We start from the raw sequence: 20023 nt of genomic DNA, 5'->3' as shown, positions 1-20023 counted from the left end.
CATGAGCTTATGCGTTTAAAGCCCAATAAATTACCCTATTTTCAGAAGGGTCTGCGTGCTATGTTCCTTATCCAATCTGCTTTTTAGCTTCTTTGTCACCCCTTCAGCTCCAACAGTTTATGAAACGTGCTTTATAGAATTTTGATGAGATTGTTTTGTCTAAGGCTTTCCCTTAGTGATTTGACACGATTATCTTCGTTGATATATCCCTCTTTTAAAAAACCGTATTTGCTTGGGGCTGAGAAGTCAGATCAAAACCTAAAGCTAGAGCCTTTTTCTGGAGGTTATTGATGACTCGTTCTTGGTAACGTTGTTCATAATAATCCATGCCAGGATCTTAATAGTCGCCTCCACATGTCCAAAGTCGGTAGAAAATTCATGCCAACTTATGAGCAGTAGCAGTGATAGCTTTGGGTGTACCAGGCGAGAACGTAAACGACGGTAAAAAGCACTCAAGGCAGAATTGCATTTTGCCAGCTGTTTGTGCTGATCGCTTCGTATACAAAAACTCTAGAATTCAGAAATGGCAAAACTTTTCAGAGAGTGACAGAAGAGGGTTAGTAGCGGCGTCACCCCCTATAAAGTCGCAATGTGGATTGGTGACAACATAGAGACAGTTTTACATTACTACACACACCCCAATGTAGTAAGTGCTAATTGTCCAGATTTTTAGTCATGCTACTTAAATCCTACTTAATTTAAAGGGAAATAAATATCTTGAGAATTGGGATTGAGGTAGGGACGCCGCAAGTCAATTGTATGGCGTGCAAAGTGTTGGTCAATAACCTTCATTCGTTCTTCCATTGCATTCTTACCTTTTTGCCAAGCTTCTAACAGAGCATTAGCGACAATTTGACAACGGTTCATGCCAAAACTTTCTTGTGCCGCAAATTTTTGGATTGGTTCCTCAGCTAAACCTAACCCTGGGGCTAAAAATTTGGTAAACAAAGGAATTTCGGGCTGGAAATGGGATTGATTTTCGATATAAACAGTCTGAAGGATTGTGCGGATTGCTGGATAGTCGGGGAGTTCAAAGTAGAGTAGCCCCGAATCATAGCGTCCGTATGCAGAGGGGTTGTGGAGAACCTGAAAGCTAAAGGGAATCGAGGCTGCATTTAGTTGCAGCGTCAAGCTTTCCATGAGAGCGATCGCACCAGATGCCGTAAAGTTAAAGTAGATTCGCCCTGCTCCTAAATCGGCGTCTGGGTTACTCTGCCGTTCCTGTCCAACATTGCTAACTGCTAAGTAAGAGCCATTTTGCAGTCGATTTTTGGGCATCCAGATTGCTACCATATCACCCACTTTGGTAGATTTCTTACTGGATTCTAGATGGCAGTCTGGCTCAACATAAAGTGTTAAACCGCCTTTAGTCACAGCCATAGTCCCATCAGGTTCTTTCCGTAACACCTGCCATTGAGGGTCAAAGTAACCTATGCCGTGATTACTGGCGTGCAGTTGCTCGTAAAAGTCCCAGTCAATCTCCAAAATAGAATTATCTGCTAAATTATGCTTTGGCAGTCGATTAGTATTATCAGTATTGATTGCCAAAGTACTTTGCAGGGAGCCATTGTAATAGATTCCATAGAGAAAATTTCGTAGTAAGAGAGTAAGATACTTCTGTTGTAAATCTACTGAATTCTGCTGAAATCTATCGGCTATTTTCGTTGGCAGAGCGAAGGGTTGATAATTGGGATGGTAAATACAAAAATTGGACTCAATCTGGATATTTTGAGCAATATCAAATAGAGTATTTAGCGATTGATTGATAGAGGAATTTAGCATTAATCCATTCATAAATCAAACTTTAACAAAATATAATTTAGGAGTCAGAATTTATAATTCAGAATTGTGTTTTATTCTGAAAATTATTCTGCACCCTGCTACTAACAACCACGTAGCCGAGTTTTTTCATAATAAATCCGAAGTAACTGCTGCTCCTTTACAGGCTGAGGAAATTTATGAATCTTTGCCACAGGATTCAGGATTTCTGACTCTGATATCCCAAAGATGGTCAGTAGAGCTTGTTCTGGCATCACAAGTAAACTTTTAGCTACTTGCAGCATACAGAGTTCAGCATTATTAAAGTGTTTCCGGCACGTAATCATCTCCTGAATTTGATGAATTAGTGCCAGCCCCGCAAACTGGATAACGCGCAAAATAAAGTCACGGCTGTATTCTAAAATCATCGGGAAAGCATTCACATAAGCCCTAATTAAGGCAATAATTGAAGGTTGTAAAATCTCTAACGGTGTTAACGCCAAATGTAGAGATTCTTCTAACTCAATGGTGGCGTCTACAACCAGACTCTTAAGCCAAATTCCTAAATAGCTTGCCAGTAAAGTTCCTAAATCAAAGGCTGGGTCTCCCCAAGAACAAGCTTCCCAGTCAATTAGTCGTACTAGACAATTGTCTAGTTGCTCCCACCTGGAATGAACCAAAATGTTGTTCAATTTCAGGTCGTTGTGAGTCAAGCAGCAAGGATTCCAGCTATATGCCAAATCTGCGATCGCAGATGACAAACTCTCGTATTGTTGATAGAGAACATAGAATTTCAGTGCATCCGTGGTCACAGTCCCAAAAATCTCCGGCCCAATTGACCCTACCCCTTGGGCTGGATTGTAAAACCCATAGCGAAACTCTCCTTGGGGAGCAGTTGCCATAAAATCCCGATATTCTCGGCGGTTGTAGGTGGCGCGATGCAGTCCCGCCAAAGTTGTGCCGATGGCAGAGGCAATTTCTTGTGGAAAAATCTCATTGTTATGGTAGAATGTCGCAAGCTCTAGATATTCACTCAAGTAGCTACGGACAAGAATCGAATTTTCTTCGTCAAAATGCACTACCAATGGCGCGTGGTTTACCGCCGTAGGCATCGCTGAAGTATTACCTAGAACTGGAAACTGTTGTAGCAACTGGTGAAACAGCCACTCCTGAAACAATTCATGAGGCGCGCCGTCATTGTTGTTAACGTTACGTTCTTGTTTCAGGAGCAGTTGGCGATTATCTGCTAAAGTCACTAGTAAATTGAAATTGTTCTGACTAGTTCCTGGCAACTCAGATTTGTCTGATGGGCCATCTTCTGAGCTACACAGACCCGCGTCTTGCAGATACTGGATAACGTTATGAGAAGACAGTGATAATACCATGTATTATTTCCTACTTCATTAAATTACTTAAACTTATCGTGTCAAATTTGCTTGGTCTTAAGAGTTTTCAGTAGATAGGAACTAATGCAAGAAGAGAGATGTGAATAACAATAAAGATTTCTACAATCTACTAATATCCCATATTTGGGAGAAAAACCTGCCAAAATGGCACCAAGTCCTTTGCAATTGCTTTAAAATTTGCTCCCAGATACCTTGACATCTTTACACTTTATCAGCATAGTTACTTAGATACATCTACAGTAAGTTTTGTGGTAGAGCCTTTTGATGTGGCTCCATCTCATTTTTTTGTGGCAAAGAAGTATCCCCAGCAAAAAACTGATTGGCGGCAGATGTTATTTGATGTTCAGTAGTCATCCTCAAAGCAGCGAAGAATTTCAGTAATCCTTCGCGGTACAAAGCACGAGATTCAACACTATTATTTTTATTTATCATCACAAAGCCAAAAAAACCGGAATTTTTTGGCAATTAGTAATTATTTTTTGATTTAATTTTCAAAATTGATGTCTGTAATGCTTATTATCAGGTTATTTTTGTCACCTACAAATTGTAAATGACTATGGGCGATCGCAAACAAAGACTACATGAGTGCTCCTTATGGAACTGCACTTTTCTCAAGTACATAATTACCAGTGTAAATGCGATCGCTCCACAGAAAACCTTACAACTCAAATCCAATAATTTTTCTGAACAGACATAACGGCTGAACTCACTGGATGGATATAAGCTAAAAGCCCAAGAGATAATCTACAGTTACGTTGTGGTGCGGTGATTTATATCGCCATAACTCATTAAAAATGCTGAAAGTTATCAGGCAAAGGTAACAAGTCATAGTAATATAAATGTACTAATTTAACTTAAGGCAAGGAGGTCATACCACGCCAAAAAAAACAGGAGGGTGGTTATTGCTTGGAGACTGATGCTACCTTAAAGCCACAATTTGATTCACCATCACCGCCAATGCCAGCAGACCCAAAATCGTCATTAATCCCGCAGGCATAAACTTGCGTGTTTTTACCAATCGAAATGCAAAGACGACAACTAAAACGACAGTAACTAACACTGCTGAAATCGCACCCCAGGTTTGCCCTTGGAGTTGAAAGTAAGCGGCAAGTATTAGTAATAAACCGCTAATGCTACCACTTAGGAGTGAAACCCTACTTTTAGCCTGAATGTAGCCAATAATGCCACCAGCAATCGCTAATATGCCGTAGGCAAAAGCAGCAACTATACCTAAATTCATTGTTAAAACCTATGTAGACTTTGACTTTACTGCCAGGGTCAGCAGACAATTTACCATAGCTATTTAGCTATACCACACAATTGATTAATGGATAATCAAGCGATGCCAATGGCAAGTACTTCCTCATATACAAACGTTCAATATCTCCAGCGCCAAGCAGCCTCACTTTTACTGTACCAATCTGTTCTGCAAGGTGAAGTGGGGATAGCATTTCTGGAACTGTTGCAAGCTATACGTTACGCCCAAGCCGATGCACGGGGTTGTCTCCAAGCCTACGGCAGTTACTTTCACGCTTTGGCTGCTAGAAATCAAAACTGGGAAGACTATTTAATTACTCAAATTCTCTTCTCTGAGAATCCTTTTACAAGGCTGGCGGGAGTGCAAGAATTTGAAGATTTGCCCCCAGCTTTAGTAACAGCAGTTCAGCATGATTTACAAGCATTACAAAGTCTCTATGAGTGTAGCAGCGCTTCTTTGAGCGAGTGGGTACAAGGTGTAGCTCACATGCCGATTTCACCGATAGTGTGGTATAAAGGGCAAGAATTGGTAGGAGTAGAGACAAAATTCACTACATATCTACAAGAGTTAGATAATTGGGGTGATGCTGTAGAAGAGTTAGCAGCTTATTATCGGCAATGTGGCTCTGGTTTATTTGCAGAATATCGCGCTTTACGCTGGCAATCTGGGCAGTTTATCGGTATTAGGTATTCTGACCCGGTTAAACTGAGTGCGCTTGTCGGTTACGAATCTCAAAAAGATGCTTTGCTGAAAAATACAGAGTTTTTATTATCAGGAGAGATGGCACTGCATGTATTACTTTACGGTAGTCGCGGTTCTGGCAAATCTTCTTTAGTGAAATCTTTGTTGAATGAATATAGCGATCGCAGCCTCCGCTTATTGGAAGTGGCAAAATCTGATTTAAAAGACCTACCAGAAATTGTGGAACATTTACGGGGTGTGTCACAAAAATTTATTATCTTTGTCGATGACCTTTCATTTGAAGAAGATGATGATGCCTTTAAAGCCCTCAAGGTAGTTTTAGAAGGTAATTTAACGGCGCGCCCTCAAAATGTAGTGGTGTACGCTACCTCTAATCGCCGCCACCTGATTCGGGAGTTTTTTGTGGATAGACCTGCACCTAAGGATAACGAGGAAATCCATGCCTGGGATACGATGCAGGAGAAGCTTTCGTTTAGCGATCGCTTTGGTTTAACCTTGACTTTTGAACCAGCCAATCAGAAAACTTATTTAAAAATTGTACAACATCTAGTGACACAAGCTGAAATTAATATTACCCAAGAAGATTTGGAATTTCAGGCATTACAATGGGCAACTCGTCATAATGGTCGTTCTGGTCGTACAGCACGGCAGTTTGTTGATTTTTTAAAAGCAGATTTAACACTTTTTAATACAGGTAACAATACATCCAACACGTAGGATGAAATTTTATTGGTGATTGTACTTTTCTGTGATTTACCCAACAAGGTTATGCACCAGTAAGTAAAACTAAATATTTGAGAACAACTATGATACTAAATTTGACAAAAATGCTTTGTTTCACTAAACAAAATAAGAGATTAAAAATAAATTACATTAAGTATTTTATATGTATATATTTTTTAATTAATAATTACTATGAGAGCCACTTATTCAGATAATTTAACTACGCTAAAAACCAGCAATATGCAATCAGTAACGATCAGCAATCGATTTCTACTAGTGATAGTTGCCTTTAGTGTGAGTTTTGGTCTTAGCCTTGTTCCAAGTTGGGATTTTAATAAAGCCTTTCTCACAGGTGTAATTACTGCCGTTACTATCCATACAACAGCATTATTCATAGACAAGCGACGCAGAAATTATGAAATGTTTGTTTTAGGTTCTCTCCGCAAACGAATTAAAGATATGGAGGGATTAAAGGCTCGTGTTGTCAGAGAAATCAATCAAATTGAAGAACATCATAATTTATTATATGCTGAATCACAACAGTTGCAAAATCAAGTCATAGAAAGCCGTAGCCAAAGAGATAGTCTACATCGAGAATTAAGAACATTTGCAGGACAAAAGAAGCAATTAGAAACAGAACTTAGTAGCTTGCAAACTGAAATTAATAATTTGCAAAAAAATCAAACTGAATTGAACAATGCTTTTTCTATCCTCACAGCAGAGAAGCGCCGTTTAGAGTCAAATTGTAATGTATCTCGCGCTGAAATCACCCAATTGCAAAGTCAAATTTCCGAGCTACAACACGAGAAGCAAGAAGTTGAAAGTAATTTAACTCTTTTAGGCAGACTCAAACCCCAATTAGAAGAAAAATTATATGAACTGCGAATTGCAATTCAAGAGCTAGAAGTTGAGACAACCCAAAATAATCAATTGCTTGTAGCAACCAAAACCGAAAGAGAAAATATCCAAGCTATCCTGAGTTATTCAAAAACCCAACTAGCAGAACACAAAGCCGAATTACAGCAATTACAAGCACAAGTTTCATTATTGCAAGAAGAACGAGACTCATTACAAAATCAAGTATGGGAATTACTACAACAAGTAGAAACATTTAATTCAGAGCCTTTGTCTGATAATTCCCAAGAAGATGATATTGAGTTATTTCCATTTTCTGAAATAATTGAATCTTCAGATATTATTGACAATTCGGAAGTTGAGACATCAGAAAATATCTCTGAAGAATGGACTAATTTTCTGGTAAATCTTCCAGGACATGAGTTACAAGTATTAAAAGCTATAGTTGAACAAGATAATCCTAATAGTGCTATTAAAACAATTGCCGAAGCAAATATCACTATGCCAAATTTATTAATCGATTCTATAAATGAGCGCGCAAATGATACTATTGGGGAATTAATAATCAATTCTGATTCGGAAAGTCCAAAAGTTTATCAGGAGCATATAACAGATGTCAAAAAAATGATTGCAATGTATGAAGGTCTCATGGCTAGACATACTTCGTCAAATTAAATTGTTATTGCCGTCGTAAGATTTAGTAGTAAGATGATATCCCTTACCTACTTACTGCGTGCTTCTGCGTTTAGAATACAGTGAAGTGTAATACATGGCAAAGCTTAAAATCTCGAAGAAAATATCCACTGCTTTAATCAATTCCCTTGGTGCGGGGGTAGTACCAAGAGTGGGAGTTGAATATATCGCAGTAGGTCGAGAAAAAGAACTAAAAAGCCTATTACAAAATCTCGATGATATTGCAGAAGGTGTAGCAGCATTCCGCTTCATAATTGGTAACTACGGTTCTGGTAAAAGTTTTTTATTGCAACTACTTCGTAATCGAGCGATGGAGCAAGGTTTTGTAGTAGCTGATGCTGATTTATCTCCTGAACGTCGATTAGCTGGAAGCAACAATGAAGGTGTAGCCACTTATCGAGAATTAATGAGTCACTTAGCTACAAAAACTCGTCCTGATGGTGGTGCTTTAGTCTCGATTATAGAAGGATGGATTAATAAAATTCAACAAGAAGTGGTTAAAGAAACTGAAATACGTCCGAATGACGATGGTTTTGATGACCAAGTTGAATCGAAAATTAGAGAAGTTGTTCAGTATATTGAAGACTTAGTTCACGGTTTCGATTTTGGTAGCGTGATTATCGCTTATTGGCGTGGCTACCGATTGGATGATGATAATTTAAAAAATGCAGCGATGCGCTGGTTACGGGGAGAATTTACTACTAAAGTTGAGGCGAAAGCAGCTTTAGGAGTACGCGTGATTATTGATGATGATAGTTGGTATGATTATATAAAACTGTTTGCAAAATTTGTCGCTGAAATTGGTTATAAAGGACTGTTAATTTTAGTTGATGAAGCCGTACATTTATATCAAATATCTACTACGGTAACGCGGGAAAAGAATTATAATCGACTCCTGGCAATGTTTAACGACACCATGCAATGTAAAGCAGAACATCTTGGCATTGTTGTTGGTGGAACAACTAAATTTTTAGAAGACCCCAAACGGGGACTTTTTGCAGACCAAGCTTGGCAAAGACGTACAAAAGAAAGCCGTTTTGTTGCACAAGCTAATGTTCAGGAACATTTAGGGCCAGTGATTCGGCTAAATTCGTTGAGTGAAGCAGAAATTTTGACGCTTTTGCAACGTTTAGCTGAGATTCATGCACTCAATTTTGGATATGAACAGACTTTGACAACTCGTGAGTTGAAGGAGTTTGTGCAAGAAATTATTAATCGCTTGGGTGCAGAAGCATTACTTACACCAGGGGAAATTGTGCGAGATTTTATGAGTGTGCTGAATATTGTTTACCAAAATCCAGGAATTTCATTTAGTGAATTAATTCATGGCTCTAAATTTAAACCTACTACTATGGGTAAAGATGCAGATGTGGATGAAGATAATGCAGCAGAATTTAGTTTGTAATTAATGTGAAAGCAGTATGTCAACAAAGTGTAACGCACCTTAGGAAATTTACTCTTTAATAATTGGTAAGCCAAGCCAATCGCTAAGTTCATGAGTTAGCCAATTAAGTTCTGGGGTAGTAACAGAAAAATTAGCAAAATAACTGCTATAAATTTTATAATTTCTCCTTCCTGCCCAGATTATTAGGCAACGATTATCAATCCCAAATTGTATCCGTTCCAGTTGAGTAACATTTTGCTTGAGACTGGGAAGTAGACTAGGACGCTCAATCCTAAAAAGATTAAAAGTTCGTGAAATCTGTTGTCTAGTGATACGCAATCGCATTTCCCCAAATAAAGCTGGCAAAATATTATACAAAATAGTAGCTAAAAGAACTAAAACTAACAGAAAAATTGTAAATGAATTTAAATGGTAAATCCAAGCTATTAGAAAAAGTGGTATAAATAGGTCTAACAGCACAAGAAATAAATAGCCTAAAGAAACTATAATCAACTTTTTCCATGAGCTTATAGCTGGAATAATAATTTCTATGAAATTAACATTCTTATTCAAAACTACTTTGCTACCAGGAGGTTTCTCCACCGTTGAAACCGTTAAAATAGTCGCCCTTCTCTGGATCTGAGTTGCATTTCCAGGTTGTTTTAAGGCTTGCAATGCATCTTCAGCAGAAGTCAAGCGTTTACTAGCAATAGGTTCTGTCATCTGCCTCAACCAAATCCTAAAACCAGAGCTAATATTGGCTACTTGTTCAAATTCAATTCGTAGGTCTATTTGGGGTAAATCGCCTGGATGTTGACCTGTTACCAAGTAAATTAAAGTTGCACCCAAACTGTAAAGGTCTGAAGCTGGAGTAGCCCTGCCACTAAATTGCTCTGGTGGCATATAGCCGTAAGTTCCTACAACTGTCATAGTGCTACTTCTTCTGGCGATGGTTTGTACTGAGCCAAAATCTACTAAGTACACTTCACCCACACTATTACCAGAGCGATTTGTTAATAGAATATTACTGGGTTTGATATCACGATGAATTACGGGTGGTTGACGCCCATGCAAATATTTGAGAATTTCTAGAATGGCTTTTGCCAGTTCCTTAACTTCTTGTTCACTGAAGCTACGTCCTGCTTCAAGTTGTGCTTCTAGAGACTTGGCTGGGATATAACTTTGTATAAGTGCAAATCCTCTGCTATTAGGTGAATCTAGCTCGAAGTAGTCAAGGTAGCTGGGAATGGCTGGGTGGGAGAGTGCTTTGAGAGTTTCAGCTTCTCGCTCAAACAGCTTGAGGTCGTTCCATTCAAATTCATTATTAAAGGACAGTATTTTAACCAGTACTAATTCTTGAGTTTGTAAGTCACGAGCTAGCAGCGTCCGCCGTCCGGCTTTTTTGCCTAGTTCCTGCTGCACTTCATACCGTTCCAATAGTATCTCTTGTTTAGAATCTCCCGATTCCTGACTGGTCATTTGCTCCTGACTCCAAAGCTTTATCGCTTTTATAGCTTTCTTCCTTGCCCCTACCCCATTGTAAGATTACTTAAGCCAGCAACAAGCATTAGGAAGAGTATTTTTCCCAAATTCGACCTACTATCTACTCAATACTGCGTAGGTTTTGCCTAAGAATAAAAATGTGTAGGAATGAAACCCAACAAACCTCGCAAAATGTTGGGTTTCGCAAAGCCTCAACCCAACCTACAATTTTCCTTAACTAACTTATCTAAGCGATCGCAAAAGCATAAGTAGCTTAACTCACTTTAGGAAACGAGCAAAAATCATTCACTAGCACTCTCTGGAAACAACCGATTCAAGTCTAATAATGCATCTTCAAATCCAGGAATCACCACTGACTGATTCGATAAACAAATCTGCTTGCTGAGATAGCTAAACTTATTTTGAGCATTTTGATATGGCTGGCTGTGGCGCTCAAGTTGACTATCTGGCAAATTCACAATCCAGTAATGAGAAATTCCGGCTTCTGCATACAAAGACAACTTGGTTGTTTGATCGTAATCTATGGTTTTATCTGAAATTTCAATCACTAACAAAATATCTTCGGGATACGGATGATGAGCAAGATAATCTTCATCTCTTCCTCGTGCAATGACAACATCCGGCTCAGGCTCACTCTGATTAGGAAGGGTGATCGGATCTTGTCCACGGATGACTGCTCGATCGCCTAATAGCCGATCCAATTGACGGCATAAGATAGAACTACAAACTGTATGAGGCGTTCCCTTGGCTGTCATTTGAATTAGTTCCCCTCGAATCAATTCAATATGATTGGCCTCTGTCAAAAATCCAAGTTCAATCAATTGATGGTATTCAGCGATCGTAAATCGCTTAGGTGTCACAGCATTCATGAGACATCTTTCCAATAGTACTTGTACACTAGCAAAGATTAAACTGACTGCGTTGTTTACCGCCGCAGGCATCGCAATGCCTCAAATTGCTGCCAACAAAGGTACAATGCACGCGGTACGTGAAAACATCCTTTCCATTTGCCGCCTTTAAGGTTCAACAATACTTCTCCACGTCGATTGAGATAGCCGAACCACTCACCGTATTCTGAATCAGCAAAATGTGACCAGGCATAATCGTGCATCTTTTGATACCATTCCCAACACACCTCACGCCCTGTTAGGCGATAGCCCATCGCTAATGCAACCAAAGACTCTAGGTGAACCCACCACAGCTTTTGATCCCATTCCAATTGTTGTGGGGGATGACCATCTGCATCCATAAAGTAATACAATCCGCCGTACTCGCTATCCCAAGCAAAATTCAGGATATTTAGCACCACATTAACGGCTTGATTAATAGTTTTGGTGTCGTTTTGGCGACGCGCGATATCCATGATGAACCACATCGCTTCGATACCGTGACCTGGATTAATCAGCCGTCCCTCAAAACAATCTATGTGGGAACCGTCAGGGGCAACATTTTCGTACATTAGTCCCCGTTCTTGGTCGAGAAAATCGCTCATCACTTCCCGGACTGTCTCAGCTAAGACATTCTCTAATGTTTTCTTTGGCAGCAACCATTCCATTTCTAGAGTCAGGTTGGCTAAAATCATCGGTACAGCCAATGATTTCATCGGGCGTGTGCCGGGATAGGTTTTATTATATTTGCCCTTGGGGTTGTCCTTGCGGCGTAATACGTTGTTGTAAGCTTGCATTGCTACATCCTTTGCCCATTCTTCGCCGCCAGCGAGTGCATATTGACTAAATGCCATCGCTGCAAAGCAATCAGAAAATATATTGTAAGGGTGAACCAATGGTTTCCCTTCACGGGTGAGGGCAAAGTACCAGTTACCATCGCTATCTCTGCCATGTTGAGCGAGAAAATTAGCGCCGTTGCTGGCAATTTTCAGCCAATTTTCGCGCTTTTCTAGCTGGTTGTAAAGCATCGAAAAAGTCCACACCTGGCGGTTTTGCAGCCAGATGAATTTATCTGTATCATAAATTTTGCCTTCGCGATCAAGGCAGGTGAAATAGCCGCCTTGCTGCCAATCAAGAGAATATTTTTCCCAAAAGGGTAGTACGTCATTGAGGAGGGCGTTTTTGTAAAGTTCAGCGTAGGCGTAGCCCGCCGGAGGCATCGCTTGAAAATTATACTCCATAAATTTCCTCCCCTTTTGTACTCAAACCAACAGCTTAACAGTTATCATATTTTGACTCGAACATGGAGCGTAGGCGTAGCCCGTCGTAGACATCGCGTCAGTCTTTTACAATATTTAGTCAGCAGCAGTTATACTTCTATCTTGTATCTTGCAGCATTCTCAATAACTGTAGGGTAGTTTTTTAGATATGAGGTTGTTATGAGTCAGATTGAACGAGTTGCGATCATTGGAGGAAATCACGGTAATGAGTTAACAGGAGTACATTTAGTCAAAAAGTTTCAGCAATATCCTAATTTAATTAACAGGGCAAGTTTTGAAACTCTGGCATTACTTGGTAATCTCAAAGCTATTGAAGAAGGCAAACGATACATTGATCAGGATTTAAATCGTTGTTTCACTAATCAAGGCTTACAAAATCCCCAACTCTCAAGTTATGAAGATACGCGGGCAAAAGCAATTCAACAGATATTGCAACCTCAAAATCAGCCCTTTGTGGATGTAATTGTTGATTTGCACAGCACAACTGCCAATATGGGGTTAACTCTGATTTTTTGTGATATGCAGCCTTTATTACTTCGGTTAGGCGCTTATTTAAGTTCTATTGATCCTTTGGTGAAAGTCTGTATTAATCAGGAATCCAAAGAAAATGGTTTTCTCCGTTCTCTGTGCGAATTGGGTTTTGTTATAGAAGTTGGGGCTGTAGCTCAGAATATATTAAACGCTGAATTATTTCAAAAAACAGAACAGCTTCTTTATGCGGTTTTAGACTATTTGGAAGGGTGCAACCAGGAGAATATTCCGCAGACAAGCAGCCAGCTTACACTTTATAAATACATTGGAACTGTCGATTATCCGAGAAGCGATCGCGGAGAAATTCAAGCCATGATTCACCCCCAGCTTCAGTTTAGAGATTATGAACCTTTGCATCCAGGCGATCCAATGTTTCTGACTTTTGAAGGAAAAGATATTTTCTATGAGGGAGCGTCTACTGTTTATCCTATTTTTATTAATGAGGCAGCTTACTACGAGAAAGGAATTGCGATGTATTTAAGTCAAAAGCAGGAAGAAATAGTTTAATTTGTTTGCCCTTCTAACCAAGACTGCAAATCAGCCAAAGTAGTAAAATGGTTCTTCAGTTAATTTTATGGATAATAAAAATTAAGCAAACAAATATTTTTGGCAATTAATATCAATTTTCTGCCCGCAATAACCAAAAACCGCTATAAGTCATACCAGAATCATCGGGTTGAACTAACAAAAAATGCAATCCTCGGCTTTGCTGCTTGCGTTGTTCAAATGCTTGGGCTGCTGTGGTAATTTCTGGATCTTCAAATGTGGCAACAATCCATCTATCCACCAAGCTAGCTTCTAATATTAAGCCATCCGGTGCGCCAGAAATGTAGTTCAAGCTTACAGGACGGGCTTGCTGCAACCACCGTGCTAGGCGCATTGATTGCCGTCCACCATAAATTACTACACCAGGAACAGGGACTGTTGATGCTAAACCCAAATTGATGGGTTTACGATGTTCTGGGATGTGCAAAATAGGAATGGGGCGATCGCTAAATCTCGTTTCTACATCACTAGCAGCTAGAGTTGCAAAACGCCATTGTTCTCCCCAGAGGTTTTCTGGTAATGGTGCTGGGGGTGGTTTATCCAGCGTTGAGGGATATTGCTTTTCTTGTAACCACTGCTTTAACGCCAGGGTGTGGCGGGTAGGTTCGACATTAATACTTAAATCGCGTCCCGCCGCCTCAATTAAGCTGAGAGACTGCGGACGAAATACTTGAATTACATCTGGCAATTTTTCACCAGCAGCTAGCTCAAGTTGAGTGGCAACCCAATTAGAATTTGCTGCTGACTGGAGACAGGTGGCTTCATACTTAAAGCTGCGAGTTGCGTCACAAATCAACAACTCCCATAAAATTTGTCCAGACGCATCTTGTGAGGGACGACGATAAAAATCAACTTGCCAAATTTTCATAATTATGTGGGCATGGGGAGAAATCAATTCAAAATTCAAAATTCAAAATTCAAAATTGTACTCTTACAGAGAAGCAAGCTACGTGCAGCGTCTCGTAGAGAAGAAAAAGACTGGAGGTGATGTAGCTTTAGCTTCCCGTAGGGTGGGAGATGGGGGAAAGTTAAAACTGAAAGTTTCAAGCTCAAAGGCTCAACTTCCGAGTTCAGAGGTTCAACTTCCAAGTTCAGAGGTTCAACTTCCGAGTTCAAAGGTTCAACATTCAAGCTCATCTTCCCATGCCCAATGCCCAATGCCCAACACCAATTTATAAAGCCTGAATCCATTCTTTGACTGAATATTCAGTCCAGATACCATTTTTCCAGTAAGGATCGTTTTCAATCAACTGGCGCACAGTGGCTTCATCTTCGGCTTCGTAAATGCCAAAAACTTTTGTGACATCCTTAGTGGGGCCGATGGTAATCAGCACACCGGATTCTTTCTGTTTTGCTAATCCGTCTAAATGAGCTTGACGGTGGGGGGTACGTTTTTCGAGAACGTCTTCGCAGTAACTTCCCCAGAGTACATATTTAGGCATAATTCCTTGTTACTCCTACTGATTAATAAGATATTGCTTGCTTTCACCCTAAATTTTCTCTAGAAAAAAAGAGTTAGTACCATGCCAAACTCAAAATTTAGACTCAATTTGTTGCCTCAACCAATCACGAAAACTAGCATGATAAACACTATAATGGATTTCTGCTCCTATTGATTCTAAATGTAAAAATTCTCGCCACTTGTCTAAAATTACCTTGATTTCATATTCATCTACATCTAATCTTTCTGCTATTATTTCTATTGATATTGATTGCTCTTGAACTAAGATATTTAACACCTGTAAAGCCATTGTTTGCTGTTTACTGGTTGCTAAATTCATTTTCTCTAAGTGATTTTGGTAATAGAGTTGTAAATTTGGTGGGTAAATATCCTCATTAATCGCTGCTAAGATTTCTTTAACATACATAAAATTGGTTTCATCATCATCAAAACCTGGCTCTATCATGTTGAGCGAAACATCTCCGGGATTATTATCTTCGCTAAGGCTACGCACCCTGCGGGTTCGCCTTTGGCGTTCTCGAAGAGTAGCCGCAGAAGCGTCTACAGAATGAGATGATTCATTTAAATAACTTTTAATATATTTCTGGATATCAGCGCGATTTTGTTCTGGGTAATTTGATAAATCTAAAGATTGGGCTGGAGTTTCAATTAATAAACCTGATTTATCTCTCAAAAACGGACGACGACTAAGGATAAAATAAACTTTTTCGGGTAGATAACGGGGTAAATAGAAAATATTTGAGCCGCGTGGTTGATTATTGATATCAATTCTATCGCAGCCATCAATTGTAATAATTAACCGTTGTTTTGGTTGCAATCTATTACTGATTTGTTGCAGTAATAACGATAAAAAACCACTGTCTTCTGTGGTAGAGCCAGGAAAGTTAGTAGTGAGATTTTTACTACCTTGATTTTGGGCGATTTCTATTAATTGAGTGCAAATCGTTGTCAAAAATTCCTCAACGCGATTTTTACCTGGAATTTCGACATTGTAATAAACAACTCCCGGATTTTGGCTGACATAATGGGCAAGAATGGCACTTTTACCAATACCAGGCTCACCGATAATAGTAAAGTAGCCTCTGTCAGATTGATTGAGAAAGTTGTTGATAGCAGAAAAGACAAATTCACGACCGACAAAGTTTTGATTTTTAGCCGTAATGATTTGCTGAAATTCTAGGGGATATCTGGGGATATTGATCGGATTTTCAGCGATCGGTTTCATTTTTTCAACCCCCTTCTAAACGGAGGAAATGAACACGCCCTGACGATTCTCCTGCTATAATTGTCAATCCATCTAGGGAAACTGCACAGCAAATTATCGGACTGTCACCAATAAAAGTAGATATTTCCTTTCCTGTCTGTAGATCCCACCGTTTGAGGGTGTTGTCATCAGAACCAGAAACGGCTGTTTTTCCATCTGGGGCGATCGCTACTGCACTTACATAGCTGTTATGACCAGTCAGGGTAGAGATTTCCTTTCCTGTCTCCAGATCCCACTGTTTGAGGGTGTTGTCATAAGAAGCAGAAACGGCTGTTTTTCCATCTGGGGCGATCACTACTGCTAATACACTGGAGTTATGACCAGTCAGGGTAGAGATTTCCTTTATTTTTAGTAAATTAAATCGTTGCTTGAAAATGTAAATGGCATACTTAAAAAGATTTTTCTTTATCTCTTCTATTTCCTTTGCTGTCTGTAGATCCCACTGTTTGAGGGTCTTGTCATTTGAAGCAGAAACGGCTGTTTTTCCATCTGGGGCGATCGCTACTGCTAATACCCTGGAGTTATGACCAGTCAGGGTAGAGATTTCCTTTCCTGTCTGTAGATCCCACTGTTTGAGGGTGTTGTCATCTGAAGCAGAAACGGCTGTTTTTCCATCTGGGGCGATCGCTACTGCTAATACACTGGAGTTATGACCAGTCAGGGTAGAGATTTCCTTTCCTGTCTGTAGATCCCACTGTTTGAGGGTCTTGTCACCAGAACCAGAAACGGCTGTTTTTCCATCTGGGGCGATCGCTACTGCATATACCCAGTCGTTATGACCAGTCAGGGTAGAGATTTCCTTTCCTGTCTGTAGATCCCACTGTTTGAGGGTCTTGTCACCAGAACCAGAAACGGCTGTTTTTCCATCTGGGGCGATCGCTACTGCATTTACCCCGGAGTTATGACCAGTCAGGGTGCGTAGTAGGTTTCCCCCTGGAGTGGTTAAGCTGGCTGTAATGGGGCGAAATCGAGGAATTTCACTTTTATTTTCTACTGCATCTGCCAAAATTTGCTGAATTTCTGGCTGGGGAAAACTCTGCAACCTTCCCCATAATTGTCCTACTAATTGGGTTTGGTCTTGATTCAAAACATGGGCTGATAACCGTAGCGCATCTTGAATTAATTTCAGGATTTTGATTTGTTCTGAGTCTAGTTTCTCATCTTGTTCTAAATTATCGAATATTTCTGGGTCATAAATCAAAGCATAATCCCTAATTAGGGCTTCTACTCCAAATCGAGGATATTGAATTTTCAGATAAATAAAATCAAAATCTATAAGAGTTTGATAATATTCGTCTGCCAATCCTCCATTTATAGCAGAAAGTGGTATTTTATCAAGGAAACTTTGCTTTTCTTCAATATCCTTCAAAGATGCAAAGTTAGTAGCAATTTTTTTCATTGGAAGTTACCCATTCAAATATTTATAAAATTTTTGACTAACTTCTTTAAATCGCCTTTTATTTTTGTCTTTATCTAGCTTTGGCCGATTTTGTAGAAAATCCAAAAAACTGCGATGATAAATACTGTAGTAAGTTTTTTCTTTTCCTTCTTCTTCTAGTTTTTTGGGTGTTACATACTCAACCCATTGAGCTAAAATATTTTCTACAGGAGATATATCCTGATCGAGAATATTAGCAATCATATCTGATGATACTGCGTCACCTCTGATAACCAAAATAAATAGTATATTTACGTCAATGTCATTGTCATTGTCATCATTATCCATACCCATGCGCTGCCAATGAGTTCTATAATAATTCTCAAGTCCTTCTGGTAATCCTTGTAAATTCAAGTCATTATATTTACCAGTCGCGATCGCTGGTAAAACATAGCGCAAGTACATAAAATTATTTTGACTTTTTTCAGCTAACTTATCAATAAAATCTGTCTTACCAATAGGCGGATTTTGTTTTTGTATCCACTCATTTAATTCAATAATTTCTTCCTGATTATCATTTTTATTTTGTTGAATCCATTGTCTAATTTCGTCTTTATTCATCTCGATAAATAAGTGCAGGTAATCTTTTATATCTTGCTGACTAAATTTTTGATATCTATCCTCTATTAAATTTAACTCCCTATAAGGAGTATCTGAAGACAAATTTAAACGTTTTTTGTCTGCTTCATAAGGTCGTCTGGTCAGTAAAAAATAGATTCCATCGGGAAGATTTGGCGGTAAATTTAAGAGATTACCATTTCCTTCCTGTTTTACTTCATCCAACGCATCAACAACAATTACAAGTTTTTGTCCTTTTAGTTCTTCACTGGCTTTTTGCAGTAAAGTTCTTAAATCAGCGTTGTCTGCATTTTGAAGGGAACAACGCTTAATTAACTGTTTACGAATACTGTTTAAAAACTGCTCTGGTTTGTTCTCTTCTATTGCAAAAACATTAAAATAACAAGGATATCTAGTAGCTAAAACGTATTTTGCAGCGATCGCACTTTTACCCATCCCTGCATCACCAATTACAGTAAAATAACCCTTATTTTGAGTTTTGAAGAATTTCTGAATAGCATCGAAAACAAAATCACGACCGCAAAACAAGCGAGTTTTTTCAAACATTAAGGCTTTAAACTCTTTGGGATAAACATCTAAATCCCAATCTGGATAAGGCTGAAATTTTGAGGAGCCTGTTTGTTTAGCAACTGCAATAAAAGCTTCACCAAATTCTTCTAATTCGCCTAAAAATTCTTCTAATTTACCCAAAAATTCCCTTTTACTGTTGATTATCTGAGTTTTTAGTTCGCTATTCTTGTTAAGAAATATTTTTGTATTTTCTACGAATTCAAAAGGAGTATTATTCTTATAAGCATCCCAAAAATAATCTTTAATGACTTTCTCTTTAAACAGGTTTAAAATTGCTTCAGGCTTAAATACACCATACCTTACCAGAGCGTAAACATAAACAGTATCAACGTCATCAGGAATTTGAGTAGGATTGAGTTTTAACTCCTTTAGAATTTTGATAACAGCTTCGTGTTTTTGAGCTTGTTTAATGATTAATTGACCAGCTTGAGGAGCATATTTTTTAATTATGGGAGTAATCGCTGAAGTAATGGCGGCAAATTCTATCATCGTTGATTACCGAAAATTTACTATTTTTTTATGAGTGGGATTATACCAAATTATAATATAGTAAAAACTGTTGAGTAATATTATAGATGTAGTCCAATGATTAAATATAGGGTTTCAAATAACTCTAATCGCCCCAATCAATCTACTGCTAATATAGCGCTTCTCGCTTGAGTACAATACAGACCTAACCCCCAGCCCTTCCCTGCAAAGGAAGGGGAGCAAGATTCAAAGCCTCTCTCCTTTTAGGCTAAGGTGTATACACAAGTCAAATTACCCCCCTTAATCCCCCCTTATAAAGGGGGGAAATAAGAAATCTTGTTCCCTCCCCTTTCCAAGGGGAGGGTTAGGGTGGGGTAAAAGCCTGGTTAATCGTAGTGGCGTGTCTAGCCTTAAATAGTGCATTAGAAAAACTCTTGTGGGATGGGCGTCTCGCCCGTCCAGTGCGGGCTTTCCGGCCCACACCACATAGAAAATTTATTGCAACAATTTAGTCTTGCCACGCCAGTAGGGTGCGTTATGGACACGCCGAAATAACAAATGAGTTCGCCGAAATAACAAATGCGTACGCCGAAATAACAAATGCGTACGCCGAAATAACAAATGAGTTCGCCAAAATAACAAATGAGTTCGCCAAAATAAAAAATGCGTACGCCGAAATAACAAATGAGTTCGCCGAAATAACAAATGCGTACGCC

Annotated in this window: 18 protein-coding genes; 4 read left to right on the top strand and 14 right to left on the bottom strand. The window is 39.1% G+C overall.

Going from position 1 to position 20023, the window contains the following annotated elements; translation table 11 throughout:
- Positions 1-693 precede the first annotated feature (693 nt).
- The 4 genes from HWQ58_RS06215 to HWQ58_RS06200 all read right to left on the bottom strand — a co-directional run bounded on the left by HWQ58_RS06215 (position 694) and on the right by HWQ58_RS06200 (position 4404).
- On the bottom strand, positions 694-1782 hold the full coding sequence (locus HWQ58_RS06215; protein ID WP_292859189.1) for a T3SS effector HopA1 family protein: 1089 nt from the start codon (positions 1780-1782) through the stop codon (positions 694-696).
- Positions 1783-1883: 101 nt separating this feature from the next.
- Entirely contained in the window at positions 1884-3143 is a 1260-nt protein-coding gene (locus HWQ58_RS06210; RefSeq protein WP_292859184.1) for an aminoglycoside phosphotransferase family protein, read from the bottom strand.
- A gap of 255 nt (positions 3144-3398) precedes the next feature.
- Positions 3399-3629 carry a hypothetical protein gene (locus HWQ58_RS06205; RefSeq protein ID WP_292859181.1) on the bottom strand — a complete coding sequence of 77 codons (231 nt, stop codon included), beginning with the start codon at positions 3627-3629 and terminating at the stop codon, positions 3399-3401.
- A 454-nt stretch (positions 3630-4083) separates the two neighbouring features.
- Entirely contained in the window at positions 4084-4404 is a 321-nt protein-coding gene (locus HWQ58_RS06200) for a TMEM14 family protein (RefSeq protein WP_292859178.1), read from the bottom strand.
- A gap of 87 nt (positions 4405-4491) precedes the next feature.
- Here HWQ58_RS06200 and HWQ58_RS06195 point away from each other — a divergent pair, with 87 nt between their 5' ends.
- From HWQ58_RS06195 to HWQ58_RS06185, 3 genes are all read left to right on the top strand, one after another.
- A complete protein-coding gene (locus HWQ58_RS06195) occupies positions 4492-5841 on the top strand; it encodes an ATP-binding protein (protein ID WP_292859175.1) in 1350 nt (449 codons plus the stop codon).
- 246 nt (positions 5842-6087) lie between these two features.
- Positions 6088-7377 carry a tellurite resistance TerB C-terminal domain-containing protein gene (locus tag HWQ58_RS06190; protein WP_292859172.1) on the top strand — a complete coding sequence of 430 codons (1290 nt, stop codon included), beginning with the start codon at positions 6088-6090 and terminating at the stop codon, positions 7375-7377.
- Between the two features lie 94 nt (positions 7378-7471).
- On the top strand, positions 7472-8800 hold the full coding sequence (locus tag HWQ58_RS06185; RefSeq protein WP_292859169.1) for an ATP-binding protein: 1329 nt from the start codon (positions 7472-7474) through the stop codon (positions 8798-8800).
- 48 nt (positions 8801-8848) lie between these two features.
- Here the strand turns inward: HWQ58_RS06185 and HWQ58_RS06180 are convergent, their stop codons facing one another.
- The 3 genes from HWQ58_RS06180 to HWQ58_RS06170 all read right to left on the bottom strand — a co-directional run bounded on the left by HWQ58_RS06180 (position 8849) and on the right by HWQ58_RS06170 (position 12410).
- The gene (locus HWQ58_RS06180; RefSeq protein WP_292859166.1) at positions 8849-10258 is read right to left on the bottom strand and encodes a serine/threonine-protein kinase; all 1410 of its coding nucleotides are present in this window, start codon (positions 10256-10258) and stop codon (positions 8849-8851) included.
- 305 nt (positions 10259-10563) lie between these two features.
- Entirely contained in the window at positions 10564-11151 is a 588-nt protein-coding gene (locus HWQ58_RS06175) for a Uma2 family endonuclease (RefSeq protein ID WP_292859187.1), read from the bottom strand.
- A 56-nt stretch (positions 11152-11207) separates the two neighbouring features.
- On the bottom strand, positions 11208-12410 hold the full coding sequence (locus HWQ58_RS06170; RefSeq protein WP_292859163.1) for an AGE family epimerase/isomerase: 1203 nt from the start codon (positions 12408-12410) through the stop codon (positions 11208-11210).
- A 198-nt stretch (positions 12411-12608) separates the two neighbouring features.
- On the opposite strand from HWQ58_RS06170, the gene HWQ58_RS06165 reads away from it, so the two are divergent.
- Positions 12609-13487, top strand: a complete 879-nt coding sequence (locus HWQ58_RS06165) for an aspartoacylase (RefSeq protein ID WP_292859160.1) — start codon at positions 12609-12611, stop codon at positions 13485-13487.
- 112 nt (positions 13488-13599) lie between these two features.
- Here HWQ58_RS06165 and HWQ58_RS06160 read toward each other — a convergent pair whose 3' ends face one another.
- The 7 genes from HWQ58_RS06160 to HWQ58_RS06130 all read right to left on the bottom strand — a co-directional run.
- Positions 13600-14394 (bottom strand): Tab2/Atab2 family RNA-binding protein, encoded by a 795-nt coding sequence (locus HWQ58_RS06160; protein ID WP_292859157.1) that lies wholly within the window; start codon positions 14392-14394, stop codon positions 13600-13602.
- Between the two features lie 35 nt (positions 14395-14429).
- Positions 14430-14717, bottom strand: coding sequence for a hypothetical protein (locus tag HWQ58_RS06155; RefSeq protein WP_292859154.1), 288 nt, complete (start codon positions 14715-14717; stop codon positions 14430-14432).
- The gene (locus HWQ58_RS06150; RefSeq protein WP_292859151.1) at positions 14699-14968 is read right to left on the bottom strand and encodes a YciI family protein; all 270 of its coding nucleotides are present in this window, start codon (positions 14966-14968) and stop codon (positions 14699-14701) included. The genes HWQ58_RS06155 and HWQ58_RS06150 overlap by 19 nt, the downstream gene beginning before the upstream one ends.
- Before the next feature lie 90 nt (positions 14969-15058).
- Positions 15059-16213, bottom strand: coding sequence for an ATP-binding protein (locus HWQ58_RS06145; RefSeq protein WP_292859149.1), 1155 nt, complete (start codon positions 16211-16213; stop codon positions 15059-15061).
- A 4-nt stretch (positions 16214-16217) separates the two neighbouring features.
- Complete coding sequence (locus HWQ58_RS06140; RefSeq protein ID WP_292859146.1) at positions 16218-17651, bottom strand: WD40 repeat domain-containing protein; 1434 nt, start codon at positions 17649-17651, stop codon at positions 16218-16220.
- A gap of 6 nt (positions 17652-17657) precedes the next feature.
- On the bottom strand, positions 17658-19328 hold the full coding sequence (locus HWQ58_RS06135) for an AAA family ATPase (RefSeq protein ID WP_292859143.1): 1671 nt from the start codon (positions 19326-19328) through the stop codon (positions 17658-17660).
- 401 nt (positions 19329-19729) lie between these two features.
- The coding region (locus tag HWQ58_RS06130) for a hypothetical protein (protein WP_292859140.1) at positions 19730-20023 on the bottom strand (294 nt) is incomplete at its 5' end.

Source organism: Nostoc sp. LPT, from assembly GCF_017115165.1.
Lineage (GTDB): Bacteria > Cyanobacteriota > Cyanobacteriia > Cyanobacteriales > Nostocaceae > Nostoc.
This window is presented reverse-complemented; position numbering and strand designations above follow the sequence as displayed.

What these genes read in the sequence shown, in the direction of transcription:
- HWQ58_RS06135 (WP_292859143.1), bottom strand. Translation starts at nt 19,328, where the DNA reads ATGATAGAATTTGCCGCCATTACTTCAGCGATTACTCCCATAATTAAA.
- HWQ58_RS06215 (WP_292859189.1), bottom strand. Translation starts at nt 1,782, where the DNA reads ATGCTAAATTCCTCTATCAATCAATCGCTAAATACTCTATTTGATATT.
- HWQ58_RS06140 (WP_292859146.1), bottom strand. Translation starts at nt 17,651, where the DNA reads ATGAAAAAAATTGCTACTAACTTTGCATCTTTGAAGGATATTGAAGAA.
- HWQ58_RS06200 (WP_292859178.1), bottom strand. Translation starts at nt 4,404, where the DNA reads ATGAATTTAGGTATAGTTGCTGCTTTTGCCTACGGCATATTAGCGATT.
- HWQ58_RS06145 (WP_292859149.1), bottom strand. Translation starts at nt 16,213, where the DNA reads ATGAAACCGATCGCTGAAAATCCGATCAATATCCCCAGATATCCCCTA.
- HWQ58_RS06170 (WP_292859163.1), bottom strand. Translation starts at nt 12,410, where the DNA reads ATGGAGTATAATTTTCAAGCGATGCCTCCGGCGGGCTACGCCTACGCT.
- HWQ58_RS06190 (WP_292859172.1), top strand. Translation starts at nt 6,088, where the DNA reads ATGCAATCAGTAACGATCAGCAATCGATTTCTACTAGTGATAGTTGCC.
- HWQ58_RS06180 (WP_292859166.1), bottom strand. Translation starts at nt 10,258, where the DNA reads ATGACCAGTCAGGAATCGGGAGATTCTAAACAAGAGATACTATTGGAA.
- HWQ58_RS06155 (WP_292859154.1), bottom strand. Translation starts at nt 14,717, where the DNA reads ATGGATTCAGGCTTTATAAATTGGTGTTGGGCATTGGGCATTGGGCAT.
- HWQ58_RS06165 (WP_292859160.1), top strand. Translation starts at nt 12,609, where the DNA reads ATGAGTCAGATTGAACGAGTTGCGATCATTGGAGGAAATCACGGTAAT.
- HWQ58_RS06150 (WP_292859151.1), bottom strand. Translation starts at nt 14,968, where the DNA reads ATGCCTAAATATGTACTCTGGGGAAGTTACTGCGAAGACGTTCTCGAA.
- HWQ58_RS06195 (WP_292859175.1), top strand. Translation starts at nt 4,492, where the DNA reads ATGGATAATCAAGCGATGCCAATGGCAAGTACTTCCTCATATACAAAC.
- HWQ58_RS06160 (WP_292859157.1), bottom strand. Translation starts at nt 14,394, where the DNA reads ATGAAAATTTGGCAAGTTGATTTTTATCGTCGTCCCTCACAAGATGCG.
- HWQ58_RS06210 (WP_292859184.1), bottom strand. Translation starts at nt 3,143, where the DNA reads ATGGTATTATCACTGTCTTCTCATAACGTTATCCAGTATCTGCAAGAC.
- HWQ58_RS06185 (WP_292859169.1), top strand. Translation starts at nt 7,472, where the DNA reads ATGGCAAAGCTTAAAATCTCGAAGAAAATATCCACTGCTTTAATCAAT.
- HWQ58_RS06175 (WP_292859187.1), bottom strand. Translation starts at nt 11,151, where the DNA reads ATGAATGCTGTGACACCTAAGCGATTTACGATCGCTGAATACCATCAA.